This window comes from Sphingomonas sp. GW822-FHT03G08, from assembly GCF_058801135.1.
On the sequence record NZ_JBXAMZ010000001.1, the window covers coordinates 3,509,566 to 3,527,759 of the forward strand.

The following is an 18,194-nucleotide window of genomic DNA, read 5'->3' on the forward strand; positions in this document are numbered from 1 at the left end:
GTTCGGGGGAATCAAGACAGATGAAATCGTTCCTGATGCTTTGCAGCGCGGCCAGCTGTGCGCTGGCGATCGGCGCCGCGATGCCGGCCGCTGCGCAGCAGGCACCTGCCGCCGCGCCGGCCACCGCTGAGGCCAAGCCGGTGCCGGTCGCCGAGCTCGTGAAGAAGGTCGACATCCCGTATGAGAGCTTCACGCTCAAGAACGGCCTGCGCGTGCTCGTCCACACCGATCGCAAGGCGCCGATCGTCGCGGTTTCGACCTGGTACGATGTCGGCTCGAAGCATGAGCCGACCGGCAAGACCGGCTTCGCCCATCTGTTCGAGCATCTGATGTTCAACGGCTCGGAAAACGCCCCGGGCGATTTCTTCGAGCCGCTCAAGCAGGTCGGCGCCACCGATTTCAACGGCACCACCAGCTTCGATCGCACCAATTATTTCGAGACCGTGCCGCGCCCGGCGCTCGATCGCGCGCTGTTCCTCGAGAGCGACCGCATGGGCTATCTGCTCGGCGCGATCACCCAGGACGTGCTCGATGAGCAGCGCGGCGTCGTCCAGAACGAGAAGCGCCAGGGCGACAACCAGCCTTATGGCCTGGTCTATTACAAGGTGCTCGAGGAACTGCTCGGCACCACGCCCTATGGCCATAACGTCATCGGCTCGATGGCCGATCTCGATGCCGCCAGCCTCGACGACGTGAAGAACTGGTTCCGCTCCCACTATGGCCCGAACAACGCGATCCTGGTGCTCGCCGGCGATATCGACGCGAAGGAAGCAAAGCCGCTCGTCGAGAAGTATTTCGGCGCGATCCCGGCCGGCCCCAAGAGCGTGCTGCCCAAGGTGACCGTGCCGACGCTGCCTGCGGCCAAGACGGTGACGATCAAGGACAGCGTGGCCGCCACCCTGATCCTGCGCAGCTGGGCGGTGCCCGGCCTGAACGACAAGGATGCGGTGCCGCTCAGCGTCTTCGCCTCGGTGCTCGGCGGCCTCGCCAGCTCGCGGCTCGACAATGAACTGGTCCGCAAGGACAAGACCGCGGTGCAGGTCTCGTCCGGTATCCAGTCGATGGCGCAGCTCGGCATCTTCACGGTCCAGGCCGTGGTGAAGCCCGGTGTCGACCCGGCGGTCGTCTCCAAGCGGCTCGACGAGATCCTCGCCGATCTGCTCAAGAGCGGCCCGACCGCGGACGAAGTGACCCGCGTCGCCACCACCAAGGTCTCGGGCCGTATCTCGGGGCTGGAATCGGTCGGCGGCTTCGGCGGCAAGGCCGTGGCGCTGGCTTCGGGCGAGCTCTATTCGAACGATCCGCTGTTCTTCAAGAAGGAGCTGGAGGCGACCGCGAAGGTCACGCCGGCCGAAGTGAAGGCCGCCGCGAACAAGTGGCTCAACCGCCCGGCGCTCACCGTGATGGTCGTCCCCGGCCAGCGCGAGGCCTATCAGGAAGCGACCGCGGTCGCCGCCAAGCCGGCCGAGGGTCCCAAGGCCGAGCCGGTCAAGGGCACGCGCGGCGCACTGCCGGCGGTGTCGCCGATCGGCGACCTCGTCTTCCCGAAGGTGGAGCGCACCAGGCTCTCCAACGGCATCGAGCTGATCTACGCCAACCGCACGGCGGTGCCGGTCACCCAGGTCGAGATGAGCTTCGACGCGGGCGTTGCCGCCGATCCGTCGGAGAAGCTGGGCACCCAGCGCCTGACGCTCAACATGATGGACGAGGGTACCACCAGCCTCGATTCGACGGCGCTGGCCGAAGCGCGCGAGCGCCTCGGCGCCGGGATCAGCTCGGGCAGCTCGGCGGACCGCACCTATCTCAGCGTCGACGCGCCGAGCCCCAATCTGGCGGGCGCGCTCGATCTGTTCGCCGATGTCGTCGAGCGTCCTGCCTTCGCCCCGGCGGAGCTGGAGCGCGTGCGCGGCCAGTCGCTCACCGGCATCGCCCAGGAGCTGACCACCCCGCAGAGCCTCGCTGCCCGCATGACCCCGCGCGTGCTCTACCCGGCCACCAGCCCCTATGCGAAGCTGGGCGCCGGCTCGGGTGACCCGGCGGTGGTCAAGACGATCACCCGCGACGATCTCGTCGCCTGGCACAAGGCGTGGATCCGCCCGGACAAGGCCAAGATCTTCGTCGTCAGCGATCGTCCGCTCGCCGAGATCAAGGCGGCGCTCGAGGCGCGCTTCGGCGGCTGGAAGGTCGATGGCCCGGCGGGCACCAAGGCGTTCGCCGCCGCCAGCCAGGCGGTGACGCCCAAGATCATCCTGATCGACCGGCCGAACTCGCCCCAGTCGCTGATCGTCGCGGCGCAGCTCACCCCGGTCGATCCCTTCGCGGACACGCTGGCGGTGGCGACCGCCAACCAGGCGCTCGGCTCGGGCTTCCTGTCGCGCATCAACATGGACCTGCGCGAGGCCAAGCACTGGTCCTACGGCGCCGGCGGCGGCTTCAACTTCATGGAGCACGCGGTTCCCTACACGATCAGCGCCCCGGTCCAGGCCGACAAGACGGGCGATTCGATCAAGGCGATCCAGCAGCAGGTGAAGGACTTCCTCACCACCAAGGGCGTCACGCCCGAGGAGCTGACCCGCGAAGTCAACGGCTCGACTCGCGAACTGCCCGGCCGCTTCGAAACCTCGGACGCGGTGCTCAACGCGATGCAGCAGAACGACATCCGGCGCCGTCCGGACGACTATTTCAGCACCATCGCGCAAAAATATCGCGCGCTCACCATTCCGCAGCTTGACGCTGCGGCACGCGCGGCTCTCGACCCGAACAAGTTCGTTTACGTGGTCGTGGGCGACGCTTCCAAGGTCCGGCCGCAGCTTGACAGCATCGGCCTCCCCGTCGAGGTGGTTCCGGCAGCGTCGCTGGCGAGCACCAAGCCGGCGGGCAACTAATCAGGAGAGCTCTCATGGCGAATGTGGATGGCAGCTGGAACACGGTCGTGAAGTCGCCGCTCGGCGACCAGGCGGCGGTGTTCACCGTGACCAGCAACGGCGATACCTTCACCGGCACCTTCTCGGGCGCGATGGGCAATGCCGAGGCCAAGGACGGCAAGGTCGATGGCGACAAGCTGACCTGGTCGATGGACGTCTCGGTTCCCATGCCGATGACGCTGACCGGCGAAGCGACCGTGGACGGCGACACGATCACCGGCACCGTCACCGCCGGCGCGTTCGGCGCTTTCCCGCTCACCGGCTCGCGCGCCTAAGCACGCGGCCGCAAGGCTAGACGAGGCGCCCGTCCCGCACCCGCGGGGCGGGCGCCTTGCTTTTGGGCTTCTCAAGCCCCTCCCCTTCAGGGGAGGGGCTTTCATAGGCCCTGCACTCCGCTATGGGCTGAACCCGGGTTCACAAAAGGGGATGACATGGCGGGCGGTCTGGTCGCATTGCTGGATGACGTGGCGGCGATAGCCAAGCTGGCGGCGGCGTCGCTCGACGATGTCGCGGGCGCCGCGGGCCGCGCCGGCACCAAGGCGGCGGGCGTGGTGATCGACGATGCCGCGGTCACCCCGCGCTACGTCGTCGGCCTCACCCCGGACCGCGAGCTGCCGATCATCTGGAAGATCACGCTCGGGTCGCTGCGCAACAAGCTGCTCTTCATCCTGCCGGTGGCGCTGCTGCTCAGTGCCTTCGCCCCCTGGGCGGTCACCCCGTTGCTGATGCTCGGCGGCTCCTATCTCTGCTTCGAGGCGGCCGAGAAGATCATCGAGGCGCTCGCCGGCCATCATGCCGAAGAGGAAGTTGCCGAGATCGCCAGCCCGGAGGAGCTCGAGCAGCGCCAGGTCAGCGGCGCGGTCCGCACCGATTTCATCCTCTCCGCCGAGATCATGGCGATCGCGCTCGCCGAGCTGCCCGACGCCTCGCTGCCGATGCGTGCCGCGGCGCTGGCGGCGGTGGCGATAGCGATCACTATCGGCGTCTATGGCGTGGTCGCGCTGATCGTGAAGATGGATGACATCGGCCTGCACCTCAGCCGTAAGCCGTCGGCCGGCGCGCGCCAGCTCGGCGCCGGGCTGGTCAAGGCGATGCCGGTGCTGCTCACCGCGCTGTCGCATATCGGCGTGGCCGCGATGGTCTGGGTCGGCGGCGGCATCCTGCTGCACGGGCTCGAGGTGTTCCACCTCGGCGCGATCCCGCACTTCGTCCACCATATCGCCGAGCTCGCCGGCCATGCCGTGCCGTTCGCCCAGGGCTTCGTGGAGTGGCTGGTCGGCGCGATCGGCGTGGGCATCTGCGGGCTGATCGTCGGCGCGGTGATCGCGGGGGTGCTCCACCTGGTACCGAAGAAGAAGGCGGCGCACTGACCTTAAACTCCCCTCCCTGGAAGGGAGGGGAAGAATCAGCCCCGCTTCACGCGCGTGACATGTCCCATCTTCCGCCCCGGACGCACATCGCCCTTGCCGTAGAGGTGCAGGTGCGTGCCCGGCTCGGCGAGCAGCTCGGCCCAGCGATGGGCGTCCTCGCCGATCAGGTTCTCCATCTCGATCGCGGTGCCGGTAAGCCCGGTCGAGCCCAGCGGCAGGCCGCAGATCGCGCGGATATGGTTCTCGAACTGCGAGCACTCGGCGCCTTCGATCGTCCAGTGGCCGGAGTTGTGCACGCGCGGTGCCATCTCGTTGAACACGGGGCCGTCCTCGGTTGCGAAGAATTCCAGCGTCAGCACGCCGACATGGCCCAGCGCCTCGGCGACGCGGCCGGCCAGCGTCGCCGCTTCGGTCCAGTGGCGGGCGATCTCGGCGGGAGCGGGCACGGTCGACTTGTCGAGGATGCCGTCCTTGTGCTCGTTCCAGGGCGGCGGATAGCTCGCCAGCGAGCCATCGACGCCGCGCACCGTGATGATCGAGAATTCGTGGCTGAACGTGACGAAGCCCTCGAGGATCGCCGGACGCTCGCCGATCTCCTCCCAGGCGCTCGCCGCTTCGGCCGCGTCGCGGATGCGCACCTGGCCCTTGCCGTCATAGCCGAGCCGCAGCGTCTTCAGGATCGACGGCGCGCCGATCTCGGCGATCGCCGCCTCGAGCTGCTCGCGCGTTTCGACCAGCGCCCAGGGTGCGGTGCGCCCGCCAAGCGCCGCGACGAACGCCTTCTCCCGCGCGCGGTCCTGCGCGATCGACAGGCTCTGCGCGCCGGGGCGCACCGGCACCTTGCCGGCGAGGAACTCGACCGGGCCGACCGCGATATTCTCGAACTCATAGGTGATCACGTCGCACTGGGCGGCGAGCTCATCGAGGACGATGCGGCTGTGATAATCGGCGCGGGTGTAGCTGGAAGCGGTCTGGGCGGCGACGCTCTCCTCGTCGGGCGCCAGCACATGGGTGCGATAGCCGAGCTGGGCTGCGGCGACCGCGAGCATGCGGCCGAGCTGGCCGCCGCCCAGGATGCCGATGGTCGAGCCGGGGGGAAGCGCGCCGCTCATTCGGGGTCGATCGCCACGCTCTCGGTCTGCGCCGCGCGCCACGCCTGGAGGCGTTCGCTCAGCGCCTCGTCCGACGTCGCCAGGATCGCGGCGGCGAGCAGGCCGGCATTGATCGCGCCCGCCTTGCCGATCGCCAGCGTGCCGACGGGGATGCCGCCGGGCATCTGGGCAATCGAGAGCAGGCTGTCCATGCCCTTCAGCGCCTTGGACTCCACCGGCACGCCCAGCACCGGCAGGTGCGTCATCGAAGCGGCCATGCCGGGCAGATGCGCTGCGCCGCCGGCGCCGGCGATGATCACCTTGAGCCCGCGATCGGCCGCGCCGGTCGCATAGTCATAGAGGCGCTGCGGGGTACGGTGCGCGCTGACCACCTTGGTCTCGTGCGGCACGCCGAGCTTCTCGAGCACTTTGGCGGCGTGGTGCATCGTCTCCCAATCGGAGGTGCTGCCCATGATGATGCCGACCAGAGGTGCCACGTCTTGCCCCAAGCTGTTGGAAGCGCGCTGACTAGAGCGAAGGGCGGGGGAGGGCAACACCCTTAACTCCCCTCCCTGGAAGGGAGGGGCGGGGGGTGGGTGGAATGCGCGCGATACGGAAAGGCCTGGCGATACGGCTCCGTATCACCAGGCCCTGACCCACCCCTCGGTCCCCTCCCTTCCAGGGAGGGGAAGAAGGATCACCGCTCGCTCAGATAATAACGATCCACCGCGTTCAGCTCGTCGTCCAGCTCATAGACGATCGGTGCGCCGGTCGGGATCTCGAGGCTGACGATCTCCTCGTCGGGAATGCCCGAGAGATGCTTGACCAGCGCGCGCAGCGAATTGCCGTGCGCCGCGATCAGTACGCGCTTGCCGGCCTTCAGCTCCGGCGCGATCGTCTCTTCCCAATAGGGCAGCACGCGCGCGATCGTGTCCTTCAGCGATTCGGTCTGCGGGATCGGCACGCCGTGATAGCGCTCGTCCTTGGCAAGGTCCCAGGGCGAGCCCTCTTCCGGCAGCGGCGGCGGCACGTCGAAGCTGCGGCGCCAGATCTTCACCTGCTCGTCGCCATGTTTCGCAGCTGTTTCCGCCTTGTTGAGCCCGGTCAGACCGCCATAATGGCGCTCGTTGAGCTTCCAGCTCTTCTCCTCTGGCAGCCACAGCCGGCCCATCGCTTCCAGCGCGAGGTGCAGCGTCTTGATCGCGCGGCTCTGGAAGCTGGTGAAGCACAGGTCGAAGTCGAGCCCCTTCTCCTTCATCAGCACGCCTGCGGCGGTCGCCTCGGCGACGCCCTGCTCGGTCAGGTCGACGTCCCACCAGCCGGTGAAGCGGTTCTCGAGGTTCCAGGCCGACTGGCCGTGGCGGATCAGGACAAGCGTGGGCATCGGGGAACTCCTTGCAACCGGTTGAGGGCGCTCTTAGCGGCAGCAGCGACAGGGACAAGCGCAAGGGAGTCGCAAGATGGCGATCATTCGGCAAACTCTGGTGTATCAAGGCTCCGGCGGCCCGTTCGAAGGCGTGATCGCCTATGAGGACGAAGTGACGACGGCGCGCCCCGGCGTGCTCGTCCTGCCGAACGTGCTCGGCCAGAAGGAAGCCGACAACGTCCATGCCGAGAATCTCGCCAAGCTCGGCTATGTCGCGCTGGCGGCCGACGTCTATGGCCAGGGCAAGCGGACGCAGCACGGCCCCGATGCCGGCGTCTACATGAACGAGCTCAACGCCGATCGCGCGCTGCTGCGCGACCGGCTGGAGGCATCGCTCGAGGCGCTGGCCAGCTTCGGCAATGTCGATCCCGGCAAGCTGGCGGCGATCGGCTTCTGCTTCGGCGGCAAATGCGTGCTCGACATGGCGCGCAGCGGCCTGCCGATCCTCGGCGGCGTTTCCTTCCACGGCGTCTATGACCAGCCGAACTATTTCACGGTCTCGCCGATCAAGACGAAGCTGCTGGTCTGCCATGGCTGGGAAGACCCGATCGCCCCGCCCGAGAAGACCGTGGCGCTGGCGCAGGAGCTGACCGAATCGGGCGCCGACTGGCAGATCCACGCCTATGGTCATGCCGGCCATGCCTTCACGGACCAGGACCGCAAGGAGTCCAAGGTCCCCGGCGTCGTCTATGAGCCCAAAGCCGATCGCCGCAGCTGGCAGGCGATGACCAACTTCCTCGAAGAGGTGTTCGCCTGAGCAGCGGGATTCCCGCGCTGCCCCCTCGCTGATCCCCGACGTTCGCCGGGGATCAGCGCACCGAAAGGCTGATTCATTGATCCGCACCGCTGATCGAGTCGGGACTTGGAAGAGATGACGCCGCCCCGCCCCAAGCTGCTGGACCGCGTCACCACCCGCACGGTCGACGAGGCGGAAGTCGTCGCCTCGGTGCTGCTGGCGATCGCGGTGGCGCACTGGCTGGGGGCGGCGAACGTCTATTGGGCGGCCTTTGCCGGTTATATGGTGATGCGCGGCCATGCCGGCGAGACGCTGGTGCGCGGGCTGCTGCGAGTCACCGGCACCGGCGCGGGTGGCCTGCTCGCGCTCGCCGCCGCGCCGTTCCTCGGCTGGTGGCCGGCCGCCGCGGCGGCCTTGTTCCTGGTCGGCGGCGGCGCGCTCTATGCGGCGATCACTGCCAGGCGCTCCTATGCCTGGCTGTTCTTCGGGCTCACCTTCGCAATGGTCGTGCTCGACAAGCTTGCCCATCCGCACGTCGCGCTTGCCAGCTTCGTCGAGACGCGGGTGCTGGAGACGGTGGCGGGCACGCTCGCCTGCGTCGCGGTCAGCCTTGCCTCCACGCTCACCCTGCGCCGGCGCTGGCCGGCGACGCCCGCGCCGCGTCCCGCCGGGCTCGGCTGGCACCCGGAAGCCGCGCGGCACGCGCTGCAGGCGGCGACCGCGCTGGCGCTGCTTGTCGGCCTGTCCGCCTGGCTGCATGTCCCGGCGCTGTCGCAGGCCGCGATCGGGATCATGGCGGTGATGCTGGTCCCCGCCGATTCGATCGGGGCGAGCGGGCTGCTGCCGGTCAGCCGCCGGCTGGTGCAGCGCTTCCTCGGCTGCCTGGCCGGTGCCGCGCTCGCCGCGCTCTTCCTGTTCGTCGCGCACGGATCGGCGCCGCTGCTGGTCCTCGGCACCGTGATCGGCGTGGTGATCGGCAAGCATCTCGAAAATGGCGACCATGCCCATCGCTATGTCGGCACCCAGTTCGCGCTGGCGATTCTCATCGTGCTGGTGCCGGACAGCTATGCCGATGCCGAGATCGGCCCCGCCCTGATGCGACTCGCCGGGGTGCTGATCGGCTTCGCGGTGCTCGAGCCGGTGCTGCTCGCCTGGCACTGGATCGCGCCGCGCCGGCAAGTAGTGCAACAGTCAAACAGCGACGGGCCCGGCGATATCTAAGGAAACCGGCGAGTCGCCCCGGATGGTTAACGAAATGCCTCCAGCAGCAACTAGGATTCATCCGTAAGGTGCGACTACCATAAGGGTCTGCGCCGAATATTCGCGGGTCCTTGCCCGGTTCATAAACCCCTCACGACAGCAGCCGAGCGGTTGCAGAAGCAGGGGATTGCAGACCATGTCGAAGACCACGATCGCGCTTGAAGCCGCCGTTGCCACCGTCCTTGAGAACACCCCCAAGGATGCGCCGCAGACCAATCGCCAGCGCGTCACTGTCGACCGTGCCTTCGCTCAGATCCTCAAGCTGATCGCCCCGCGCATCCGCCATTTCGTCCGCCAGTATGGCCTCACCGCGCACTGGGAAGACGCCGAGCAGTGCTGCGCCATCGCGGTGCACCGCGCGATCGAGAGCTATGACCCCACCAAGGCGCAGTTCACCACGTTCGTGAACTGGCAGATCCGCGGCGAGCTGCAGAGCCTGCGCTTCCGCCTGATGACCGACCAGCGCCCCTCGGCGAAGAAGGTCGAGGCGACCACGATTTCGCTCTCCGCCCTTGCAACTTCGCCCGACGGTGACGAGATCTCGCCCGAAGCGATGATCGAGGACGAGGATGCGCTGGGCCGCACCGAGGCCGGCGCGTCGGACTATCTCGCCGAGGGCGCGGTTTCCGACCTGATCGACGCCTATGTCGACCAACTCCGCAAGGTGGGTATCGAATCCCTCCGCCGCCGCCCCCGCGCCAAGGGTGCCGATGCGCCCGTCCGCCGCTCGGGCCCGTTCAAGACGGTCGATCCGGTCGAGATGGAGAAGCTCGAAGCCAAGCTGCAGCGCGACCGCGAGATCGTCGAGCGCCGCATCTTCGAAACCGCCACGCTCGACGAGATCTCGAACGACACCGGCGTAACCAAGGAGCGCATCCGCCAGATCACCAAGCGCGCCACCAAGACGCTGGTCGAGATCGCCACCGAGCAGCCCCGCTTCGCCGTGATGGCCGAGGATGCGCGCCGCGCCATGCCGCCGGCTCGTCCGCGCCGCAGCGCCGCGGTTGCCGCCGCCAAGGTCTCGCTGCTCCCCGATCCCAGCGCGCTCCACAACCGCCTGGCCCATGTCGAAGCGATCGAGGCCGAGCGCCGCTCCTACATCACCCCGGCGCTGCCGGTGATGCAGCTGGTGATGCACTGATCCCGCGCACCGGGCTGCACTGAACCGGAAAAGGCCGAGGCTGGGTGCCTCGGCCTTTTCCGTTTCCGGCGTTGGATCGGTCCTAGACCACCCGCGACAGGAAGCGGCTGAACGGATCCTCGCGATAGTCGCCGAACGGGCCGCAATCGGTGAAGCCGAACTGGCGGTAGAGCGCATGGGCGGCGTCGAATGCGTCGCCCGATCCGGTTTCCAGGCTCACCCGCTTGTAGCCGCGCGCGCGGGCGGTGGTCAGGATGTGTCCGACCAGCTTGGCCCCGGTGCCGCGGCGCAGATGCTCGGAGGCGGTGCGCATCGACTTGATCTCGCCATGCTCCGAATCGAGCTCGCGCAGCGCCCCGCAGCCGAGCAGGTCCTCGCCATCCCATACGCTCCAGAAGGTCACGTCGGGCGTGGCGAGGCCGGAGAGGTCGAGGAAATGGCAGCTGTCCTTGGGCGAATTCGCCAGCATCCCGGCGAAATGCGTCTCAAGCAGCGCACGGACCCGCGAATCGTCGAGCCCGCCCTCGCGGATTTCCATTTCCTGCTCCCCCTTCTTGTTTTCCTTGGGCTCAGATCTCGTCGATAAATCCTGCCAAAGTCTCAAGACACGAGTGCGCCAGCGTCTTGCACCGCGCCGGCGACCAGGCGAACTCGGGGTCCGCATTCACTTCGTGGTCCTTGAACGGCATCTCCAGCGTCATCGAGACCGCGCCGAAGCGCTCGGCGAGCTGGTTGGTCGACATCGAGAGATTGGCCTGGCCCGGCGCCGACTTCTCATAGCCCAGGTCGAGCTGGAAATCGGGGGTCTGCTTGGCGAGGCGGCGGGCATATTCGTAGAATTTCTCGCCATGTTCGTCGGTCCAGGACGCGATGCCCTCATAGCCGGCCAGGAAGTTGGCCGGGATCGCCTCGTCGCCATGGATGTCCATCGCGAAATCGACGCCGGTCCCGTCCATCGCCGCCTTGACGAGGAACACCTCGGGGCTCTTCTCCATCGTCGGCGCATGCCATTCGCGGTTGAGGTTGATGCCCGCCGCGTTGGTGCGCAGATGGCCGCGGCGCGAACCGTCGGGGTTCATGTTCGGCACGATGTGGAACACGGCCTTTTCGCGCAGGGCGAGCGCGGTCTGGTTGGTCGGATCGGTCAGGAACTCGAGCGCGCCTTCCATCCACCACTCGGCCATGGTCTCGCCCGGATGCTGGCGGGCATAGAGCCACACGGTCTTGGGGCCGGTGCCGAGCGTCAGCAGGTCCATCGGCTGGCCGTCGAGCGTCTTGCCGAGCTCGCGGTGCGCCACGCCGGGCATCAGCGCCATGCGGCTGACCAGGTCGTGGTGCCGCTCCATCGAATAGGGCGCGAAATAGGCGAACCAGACGAGATCGGTGTCGATCTCCTTGGTGAAGGTCAGCACGCCGTCGGCATAGGACGAATCGGCCGTCCGCCACGCCTCGCGGTCGGTCGACCAGCGCGCCTTGTAGCCCGGCCAGCCGAACGCATAGGCCGCGTTCCCCGCGTTCAGCAGGCGGAAGGTGAGCTTGCGCCCCTTCGCGCCCGCCACGCGGAAATGGAACCACTGGTAGAAGTCGGACAGGTGATCGGTGACGATCTCGAGGTCGACGCGGTCGCCCTCGATGCCGACGAGGCGGATGTTGCCGGAATCGAAACCGGAATTGATCTGGATGGTCATTTCACCGTGATAGTGATGCCGGACTCGCCGGGGAAGTCCTTGAACAGCGCCCGGGCCATGCGTGCCGCCGCAACCGCCGGCTGGTCGGGATCGGTGCCGCTCACGCTGCCGCTCTGGGCGCGGCCTTCCCACACCGTGGTGTTGTCGCTGCGCCGGCGCAGCTGCACCCACAGCTCGGTCTGGTAGAGCTCGCGCACCTTGCCGCCGATGCCGAATCCGACATCGCCGCCAACGCCCACGCCGCCGCGGCGCCCGCCGCTATAGCTGCCGCCGCCGACGCCGATGGTGACGGGCGGCGGCTCCTTGAAGGCGCCCTTGCTCGTGCGGCGGAAAGCGACCGCGGCGATATAGCCCGAGGGCGTGCTGCTCACCGACTGGACATAGCCCAGCCGCTCCAGCTCGGCACGCACCGCGTCCGAATAGGCCTGGTATTCGGGCCCGAACGTATCGGTGTTGGCCATCGGCTCGACCGCCACCGTGGTGCGCTCCAGCGGCGCGCCCAGATGGTAGCGGGTCACGTCGATCGGCTGGGGACGATAGGTGGGAGCGCAGGCCCCCAGCGCGACGAGCAAGGCGATGCTGAGCGGCTTCTTCACGCGACGAACTCCTGTTTCGCGAACGGAACGTCCCCGTTTGCCCTCCAACACCGACCGCGTCGAGTCGGTTCCGTAGGGCGATCGGGCGACTCCTGCCTTGACTTGCCCGGGATCGGACACTAGGCGAGCCCCTCTTTTCCGGCATTCCAAATTTGAGAAGCGAATCGGTCATGAAGATCGTGAATTCATTGAAGTCGCTCAAGGATCGGCATCGCGACAACCGCGTGATCCGTCGTCGTGGGCGCATCTACGTCATCAACAAGACCCAGAAGCGGTTCAAGGCCCGCCAGGGCTGATCCTGCGCGTGGAGGCCCCGTCGGCCGTCATCTTCGACGTCGGCAACGTCCTCTACGACTGGAATCCGCGGTACTTGTACGAGCGCCTGATCGGTGACGATCGGGCGCTCGACGCGTTTCTGGGTAACGTTGCCACCAAGGCGTGGCATTTCCAGCACGATGCTGGTCGCCCCTTTGCCGAGACCTCGGCAGAGCTGGCCGCCGCGCACCCCGAGTTCGCCGAGATGATCGCGCTCTGGGGTCCGCGATTCGACGAGCAGATCCCGCATGCGTTGCCGGGCATGCCGGAGCTGGTCACGGAGCTCGACGAATCGGGCGTGCCGCTCTTCGCGATCACCAATTTCTCGGGCGAGTTCTGGCCGCCCTTCCGCAACCGCGAATCGGCCTTGTTCGATCGTTTCCGCGACGTGGTCGTCTCGGGCGATGAGAAGCTGGTGAAGCCCGATCCCGCGATCTACGCGCTGGCGCTTGCCCGATTCGGGCTGGCGGGATCGGATGCGGTGTTCATCGACGATCGCGAGGACAATGTCGCCGCGGCCAATGACGCGGGCATCCATGGCCTGCTGTTCACCGGCGCGGACAAGCTGCGCGCGGACCTGAAAGGCCTGGGCCTCCTCTGAGCCCTTACCCGTTCCCCGGCGAAAGCCGGGGCCCAGGGTTTCTCGTCCGAATCGCTTGTGGTCCTGGGCCCCGGCTTTCGCCGGGGAACCAGCTTAATTCAGCACCGGCAGCAGCGAATCAGATCGCGTCCGGGCCTTCCTTGCCCGGGTGGTTCTTCAGTTCGTCGCCGACCAGGGTCACCACGTGCAGCACGTTGGTTGAGCCCGGCGTCTTGAACGGCACGCCGGCGCAAAGCACCACGCGGTCGCCCGATGCGGCGATGTGATGGCGCAGCGCCATCCGCTTCGACTTGGCGACCATCTCCTCGAACGAATCGACGTCGCGGGTGTGCACCGCGTGCACGCCCCACAGCAGGCCGAGCCGGCGCGCGGTGTCGATATGCGGGGTCAGCACCAGGATCGGCACCGCCGGACGCTCGCGGGCGATGCGGCGCGCGGTCGAGCCCGAGCTGGTGAAGCAGGCGATGCCCGATGCCGAAACCGTCTTGGCGATGTTCTTCGCCGCTTCGGCAAGGGCATCCGCGGTTGTGGGATCGGGGCGCAGCACGGTGAAGTGGACGCGGTCGCCATGCGCGGGGTCGCGCTCCACCGCATCGGCGATCGAGTTCATCATCGCCACCGATTCGACCGGCCACTTGCCCGCGGCGCTCTCGGCCGAGAGCATGATCGCGTCGGCGCCGTCGTACACGGCGGTGGCGACGTCCGAGACTTCGGCGCGGGTCGGCGACGGGCTCTCGATCATCGATTCGAGCATCTGGGTGGCGACGATCACCGGACGGCCCATGCGGCGGGCGGTCTCGACGATGCGCTTCTGCAGCGGCGGCACGGTCTGCGGCGGCAGCTCGACGCCCAGGTCGCCGCGCGCGACCATCACGCCGTCGCACTGCTCGACGATCTCGTCGAGGCGGGCGATCGCCGAGGGCTTCTCGATCTTGGCGAGCAAAGCCGCCTTGCCGCCGATCAGGCGGCGGGCTTCCATCAGGTCCTCGGGGCGCTGGACGAAGCTGAGCGCGATCCAGTCCGCGCCCTGCTCGACCGCGAAGGCCAGGTCGCTGCGGTCCTTCTCGGTGAGTGCCGCGAGCGGCAGCACCATGTCGGGCACGTTCAGGCCCTTGTTGTTCGACAGCGGGCCGCCGACCTCGACGATCGTGGTCAGCCGGTCGGGCGCGACCGAGATCACGCGCAGCACCAGCTTGCCGTCATCGAGCAGCAGGCGGGCATTCTCGTGCGCCGCCTCGAAGATCTCGCGGTGCGGGAGTTCCACACGGGTGGCGTCGCCCGGCGTCTTGTCGCGGTCGAGGATGAATTCGTGGCCGGTGACCAGCTGCACCTTGCCGTCGGCGAACTTGCCGACGCGCAGCTTCGGCCCCTGAAGGTCGGCCAGGATCGTGGTCGGTCGCCCGAACTTCTTCTCCAGGCCGCGGATCGCCTCGAACAACGGCACCTTCGATGCCTGGTCGCCATGGCTCATGTTGATGCGGAACGCGTCGGCGCCGGCTTCGAACAGCTTGGCGATCATCTCCGGGGACGCGCTGGCGGGGCCGAGCGTCGCGAGGATGCGAACCTTGCGGGTGCGGGGGCTGATTGCCTTTGTCATCGTTGTCATATCCTCGGCTTGTGCCTCGGTGCCTCTAACCTCATATCGCACAGGATCAACCGCCGAGGTGGAAAATGGACGAACTCGATCATCTGGATGACGCTACCGCCGCCAAGGCGTTCCGCACGCTTGTCCGCCACCTCCGCCATCGCACCGATGCGCAGAACATCGACCTGATGGGCCTTGCCGGCTTCTGCCGCAACTGCCTGGCCGACTGGATCACCGAGGCGGATCCGTCGATCGCGAAGGACGAGGCGCGCCGCATCATCTACGACATGCCCTTCTCGGAGTGGAAGGCGCAGCACCAGGGCGAGGCAACGCCCGAGCAGATCGCCCGGATGGAAGAGAGCCTCAGGAAGAACGAAGTCCGCGACGAGGAACTGGACGAAGCGCTCGATGAGAGTTTCCCGGCTAGCGACCCGCCTTCGATGACCGAACCGGGCCGCTGACCGGCTTTGCCGGCGGCTTGCCCGCGCCGTGTGTCGGTGGCTTGGGCAGCGCGCGCGGGGGCAGGGGCGCCAGCTTCCACTTCATCGCCTTGCCCACCGCCGCGCGCCAGATGTCATAGCCGGTACGGGTCATGTGCAGCCCGTCGCCGAGGAACAGTTCGGGGCGCGGCCTGCCGTCCGGCCCCAGCATCTGCGGCACGATGTCGACATAGCCGAGCAGCGGATCGGTCGCGGTGTATTCGCGCACCAGCGCGTTGGTCGCGCGGATGCCGTCGATCAGCCGCCAGCGCGAGATACTCGGCTTGATCGAAAGGAACAGGATGCGCGTGCCGGGCAGCTTCGCCCGGATCCTGGCCACCAGCGCCTGGAAATCGGCGAAGACCTCGTCGGGGGTGTGGCCCGCCTCCAGGTCGTTGTCGCCGGCGTAGAAGACCACCGTCTTCGGCGCATAGGGCGTGACGATGCGATCGACATAGCGCACGCTGTCCGGGATCGTGGAGCCGCCGAAGCCGCGGTTGATGACATTGTGGCCCGGGAAATCCTTGGCCAGGTCGGTCCACATCCGGATGCTCGAGCTGCCGAGGAACAGCACGCCGCCTTTCGCCGGCCTGGCGACCGCGTCGCGCGCCTCGAACGCGGCGATCTCGGCGGCGAAGGGCTGCTTCTCGACCGGGATCGGGGCGGGGCGGATCGGAGCCGGCACGCGCATCGTCGGCGGCAGCTGCACCGGCACGGCCGGTTTGGTCTGCGCTAGGACGGTGGCGGGCTGCAGGACAAGCGTCAGGGCGGCGAGAAGCGGGATTCGGCGGAAAAACGGCATGGCCCCGGGATAGCCGTCCCTGCCGCCGGGGGCAATCGACCGAAATGGATGGGGATGCGACCAGCGCGGAGCACGCGGATTGCGAGCTTGTGACTACAGGCGTAAACGTTCTTCATGACCCGCCTCGCCTCCCTTCTCGCCCTGTCGCTCCTGCTTGCCGGCGGCCCGGCGCCGGTCCGTGCGCAGGCGGCGGATCCGTCCGCCGAGATCGACAAGCTGATGGCGCCGTGGAGCAGGCCGGACCGGCCGGGCTGCGCGGTTTCCGTGATCCAGGGTGGAAAGTCGCTCCACGCGCGCGGCTACGGCGCCGCCAATGTCGAGGCGGGCATCGCCAACACGCCCGACACCGCCTTCCACATCGCCTCGCTTTCCAAGCAGTTCACGGCTTTCGCGGTGCTGCTGCTGCAGAGCGAGGGCAAGCTCTCGCTCCAGGACGATGTGCGCAAATATGTGCCTGAGCTGCACCGCTTCGCTCGGCCGATCACGCTGGCCCAGCTCCTGCACCACAGCAGCGGGCTGCGCGACCAGCTCAGCCTGTTCTGGCTGCAGGGGCGGCGCGGCGAAGACAGCGTCACCCAGCAGGACGCGCTGCGCGTGATCTTTGGCCAGCGCGAGCTCAATTTCGCGCCGGGCACGGCCTTTGGCTATTCCAATTCGAACTACACGCTGCTCGCGCTGGTGGTCGAGCGTGTCTCGGGCAGGTCCTTCGCCGATTTCCTCGCCGAGCGGGTGTTCCGGCCGCTCGGGATGGACCACAGCTATGTGGTCGACGACTATCACCGCATCCGCGCCGGCCAGGCAATGCCCTATGCGGCCGGCGAGAAGGAGGGGGCGCCTGGGGACAAGCTGCCCGAGCGCCGCTTCCTGCCCTATGCCAGCTATGGCTCCACCGATATCCGCTCCACCGCCGCGGACCTCGCCCGCTGGGCGGGCAATTTCCACGATCCGAAGGTCGGCGGCAGGGCGATCATCGACGCGATGCTGAAGGCCGATCCGGTCACCGGTTACGGCGGCGGCCTCTATATCGGCACGCATCGCGGCCTGGCGATCGCCGGGCATAGCGGCATCGATCCGGGTTTTGTCGGCCACTTCCTGGTGGTTCCCGCACAGGGCCTTTCGGTCTCGCTGGTCTGCAATATCGAGACCGAGGACCCCGTCTTCCTGGCGCGCCGCATCGCCGATCTCTATCTGGGCGGCCCCTTCACCGATCCGCCGCGCCCGGAAGTGAAGCTCGCCCCGGCCGAGCTGCGGCGCGTCGCGGGCAACTACCGCGATCCGCTCGGCGTCGGCTTCCTGATCGAGGCGCGCGAGGGAAAGCTGTGGATGCAGGGTTTCGCGCCGATGGTCGCGCGCGGCGCGGGCGCCTTCAGCGTGAAGGACGCGCCGGTGGCGATCCGCTTCTCCGGAGAAGTGCCGGCGCGCACGCTGACGATCGACGGCCCCGGTGGCGCCCAGGTAGCGACGCGCTATGTGAAGCGGCGCGCGGTGGCGCTCACCCCGGCGGGCATGGCCGACTATCTCGGAACCTATTACAGCCCCGAGCTCGCCACGCTGGTGACGGTCGCGCGGCGCAAGGATGCGCTCTGGATCATCGGGCCGGGCTGGGAAGCCAGGATCAGCCAGCCGCCCGAGAAATATCGCGAGCACGATATTTTCGACACCGACTCGGTGACCGGCACGGTCCGCTTCCGTCGCGATGCGCGTGGCAGGGTGGTCGCGCTGACCAGCACCAATGGCCGCATCGTCAACCTGCGCTTCCTGCGCGTGACCGGGTTGCCGCAGCTTGGCGCGCTTGGGGGTTGAGCGGCGGGGCCGGCTCCGATAATCGCGCCCCTTTCCCGACTCTATTCTTCCAGGAGCTTCCACCTTGTCCGATTCGATTTCCGCCGAGCAGCTGCGCCTTTTCATCGAGCGGATCGAGCGCCTCGAGGAAGAGAAGAAGGGCATCGCCGACGACATCAAGGATGTCTATGCCGAAGCCAAATCGACCGGCTTCGACGTGAAGACGATGCGCAACATCGTCCGCCTGCGTAAGATGGAGAAGCATCACCGCGACGAGGCGGAGATGCTGCTCGAGACCTACAAGCAGGCGCTGGGCATCTAGGACAACGCGTCATCCCGCCCCGGCCCCGATCCGGGGCGGGATCTCGTGCCACGGGCCGGGCAATTGCCGCCTGAGG

Annotated in this window: 19 protein-coding genes; 11 read left to right on the forward strand and 8 right to left on the reverse strand. The window is 67.7% G+C overall.

The annotated features are described in order from the left end of the window. Window positions 1-20: 20 nt before the first annotated feature. From AC1RJ5_RS16445 to AC1RJ5_RS16455, 3 genes are all read left to right on the forward strand, one after another. Window positions 21-2,885, forward strand: coding sequence for a M16 family metallopeptidase (locus tag AC1RJ5_RS16445; protein ID WP_269573021.1), 2,865 nt, complete (start codon window positions 21-23; stop codon window positions 2,883-2,885). A 14-nt stretch (window positions 2,886-2,899) separates the two neighbouring features. Further along, complete coding sequence (locus AC1RJ5_RS16450) at window positions 2,900-3,199, forward strand: hypothetical protein (RefSeq protein ID WP_269573020.1); 300 nt, start codon at window positions 2,900-2,902, stop codon at window positions 3,197-3,199. A gap of 156 nt (window positions 3,200-3,355) precedes the next feature. Next, window positions 3,356-4,294, forward strand: a complete 939-nt coding sequence (locus tag AC1RJ5_RS16455; RefSeq protein WP_493114424.1) for a DUF808 domain-containing protein — start codon at window positions 3,356-3,358, stop codon at window positions 4,292-4,294. Window positions 4,295-4,329: 35 nt separating this feature from the next. Here AC1RJ5_RS16455 and AC1RJ5_RS16460 read toward each other — a convergent pair whose 3' ends face one another. From AC1RJ5_RS16460 to gpmA, 3 genes are all read right to left on the reverse strand, one after another. Beyond that, entirely contained in the window at window positions 4,330-5,406 is a 1,077-nt protein-coding gene (locus tag AC1RJ5_RS16460) for a 5-(carboxyamino)imidazole ribonucleotide synthase (protein ID WP_493114426.1), read from the reverse strand. Next, window positions 5,403-5,858 carry a 5-(carboxyamino)imidazole ribonucleotide mutase gene (purE, locus tag AC1RJ5_RS16465; RefSeq protein WP_269576516.1) on the reverse strand — a complete coding sequence of 152 codons (456 nt, stop codon included), beginning with the start codon at window positions 5,856-5,858 and terminating at the stop codon, window positions 5,403-5,405. Before purE ends, AC1RJ5_RS16460 begins: the two co-directional genes overlap by 4 nt. A gap of 224 nt (window positions 5,859-6,082) precedes the next feature. Then, entirely contained in the window at window positions 6,083-6,769 is a 687-nt protein-coding gene (gene gpmA / locus AC1RJ5_RS16470) for a 2,3-diphosphoglycerate-dependent phosphoglycerate mutase (protein ID WP_269573017.1), read from the reverse strand. A 76-nt stretch (window positions 6,770-6,845) separates the two neighbouring features. Here gpmA and AC1RJ5_RS16475 point away from each other — a divergent pair, with 76 nt between their 5' ends. From AC1RJ5_RS16475 to AC1RJ5_RS16485, 3 genes are all read left to right on the forward strand, one after another. Then, window positions 6,846-7,568, forward strand: coding sequence for a dienelactone hydrolase family protein (locus AC1RJ5_RS16475; RefSeq protein ID WP_342251353.1), 723 nt, complete (start codon window positions 6,846-6,848; stop codon window positions 7,566-7,568). A gap of 114 nt (window positions 7,569-7,682) precedes the next feature. Then, on the forward strand, window positions 7,683-8,768 hold the full coding sequence (locus AC1RJ5_RS16480; RefSeq protein ID WP_493114429.1) for an FUSC family protein: 1,086 nt from the start codon (window positions 7,683-7,685) through the stop codon (window positions 8,766-8,768). A gap of 175 nt (window positions 8,769-8,943) precedes the next feature. After that, the gene (locus AC1RJ5_RS16485) at window positions 8,944-9,948 is read left to right on the forward strand and encodes a sigma-70 family RNA polymerase sigma factor (protein ID WP_342251355.1); all 1,005 of its coding nucleotides are present in this window, start codon (window positions 8,944-8,946) and stop codon (window positions 9,946-9,948) included. Between the two features lie 82 nt (window positions 9,949-10,030). Here the strand turns inward: AC1RJ5_RS16485 and AC1RJ5_RS16490 are convergent, their stop codons facing one another. Genes AC1RJ5_RS16490 through AC1RJ5_RS16500 form a run of 3 tightly spaced genes read right to left on the reverse strand, consistent with a single transcriptional unit; the run spans window position 10,031 to window position 12,232 of the window. Beyond that, a complete protein-coding gene (locus AC1RJ5_RS16490; protein WP_269573013.1) occupies window positions 10,031-10,486 on the reverse strand; it encodes a GNAT family N-acetyltransferase in 456 nt (151 codons plus the stop codon). Between the two features lie 31 nt (window positions 10,487-10,517). After that, window positions 10,518-11,636, reverse strand: coding sequence for a M14 family metallopeptidase (locus AC1RJ5_RS16495; protein WP_493114431.1), 1,119 nt, complete (start codon window positions 11,634-11,636; stop codon window positions 10,518-10,520). Then, window positions 11,633-12,232 (reverse strand): DUF4136 domain-containing protein, encoded by a 600-nt coding sequence (locus AC1RJ5_RS16500; RefSeq protein ID WP_269573011.1) that lies wholly within the window; start codon window positions 12,230-12,232, stop codon window positions 11,633-11,635. Before AC1RJ5_RS16500 ends, AC1RJ5_RS16495 begins: the two co-directional genes overlap by 4 nt. 170 nt (window positions 12,233-12,402) lie before the next feature. Here AC1RJ5_RS16500 and ykgO point away from each other — a divergent pair, with 170 nt between their 5' ends. Then, entirely contained in the window at window positions 12,403-12,528 is a 126-nt protein-coding gene (gene ykgO, locus AC1RJ5_RS16505) for a type B 50S ribosomal protein L36 (RefSeq protein ID WP_086130464.1), read from the forward strand. An 8-nt stretch (window positions 12,529-12,536) separates the two neighbouring features. Then, a complete protein-coding gene (locus AC1RJ5_RS16510) occupies window positions 12,537-13,148 on the forward strand; it encodes an HAD family hydrolase (RefSeq protein WP_342251356.1) in 612 nt (203 codons plus the stop codon). 118 nt (window positions 13,149-13,266) lie between these two features. Here the strand turns inward: AC1RJ5_RS16510 and pyk are convergent, their stop codons facing one another. Beyond that, entirely contained in the window at window positions 13,267-14,745 is a 1,479-nt protein-coding gene (gene pyk / locus AC1RJ5_RS16515; RefSeq protein WP_269573009.1) for a pyruvate kinase, read from the reverse strand. 74 nt (window positions 14,746-14,819) lie between these two features. Here pyk and AC1RJ5_RS16520 point away from each other — a divergent pair, with 74 nt between their 5' ends. Next, complete coding sequence (locus tag AC1RJ5_RS16520) at window positions 14,820-15,194, forward strand: DUF1244 domain-containing protein (protein ID WP_342250661.1); 375 nt, start codon at window positions 14,820-14,822, stop codon at window positions 15,192-15,194. Here the strand turns inward: AC1RJ5_RS16520 and AC1RJ5_RS16525 are convergent. After that, window positions 15,157-16,014 carry an SGNH/GDSL hydrolase family protein gene (locus AC1RJ5_RS16525; protein ID WP_493114435.1) on the reverse strand — a complete coding sequence of 286 codons (858 nt, stop codon included), beginning with the start codon at window positions 16,012-16,014 and terminating at the stop codon, window positions 15,157-15,159. The two genes, AC1RJ5_RS16520 and AC1RJ5_RS16525, sit on opposite strands and share 38 nt — an antisense overlap. Window positions 16,015-16,128: 114 nt before the next feature. On the opposite strand from AC1RJ5_RS16525, the gene AC1RJ5_RS16530 reads away from it, so the two are divergent. Further along, the gene (locus tag AC1RJ5_RS16530; RefSeq protein WP_493114437.1) at window positions 16,129-17,817 is read left to right on the forward strand and encodes a serine hydrolase domain-containing protein; all 1,689 of its coding nucleotides are present in this window, start codon (window positions 16,129-16,131) and stop codon (window positions 17,815-17,817) included. Window positions 17,818-17,881: 64 nt separating this feature from the next. Continuing rightward, window positions 17,882-18,118 carry a DUF2312 domain-containing protein gene (locus tag AC1RJ5_RS16535; protein ID WP_183999475.1) on the forward strand — a complete coding sequence of 79 codons (237 nt, stop codon included), beginning with the start codon at window positions 17,882-17,884 and terminating at the stop codon, window positions 18,116-18,118. Window positions 18,119-18,194: the final 76 nt, after the last annotated feature.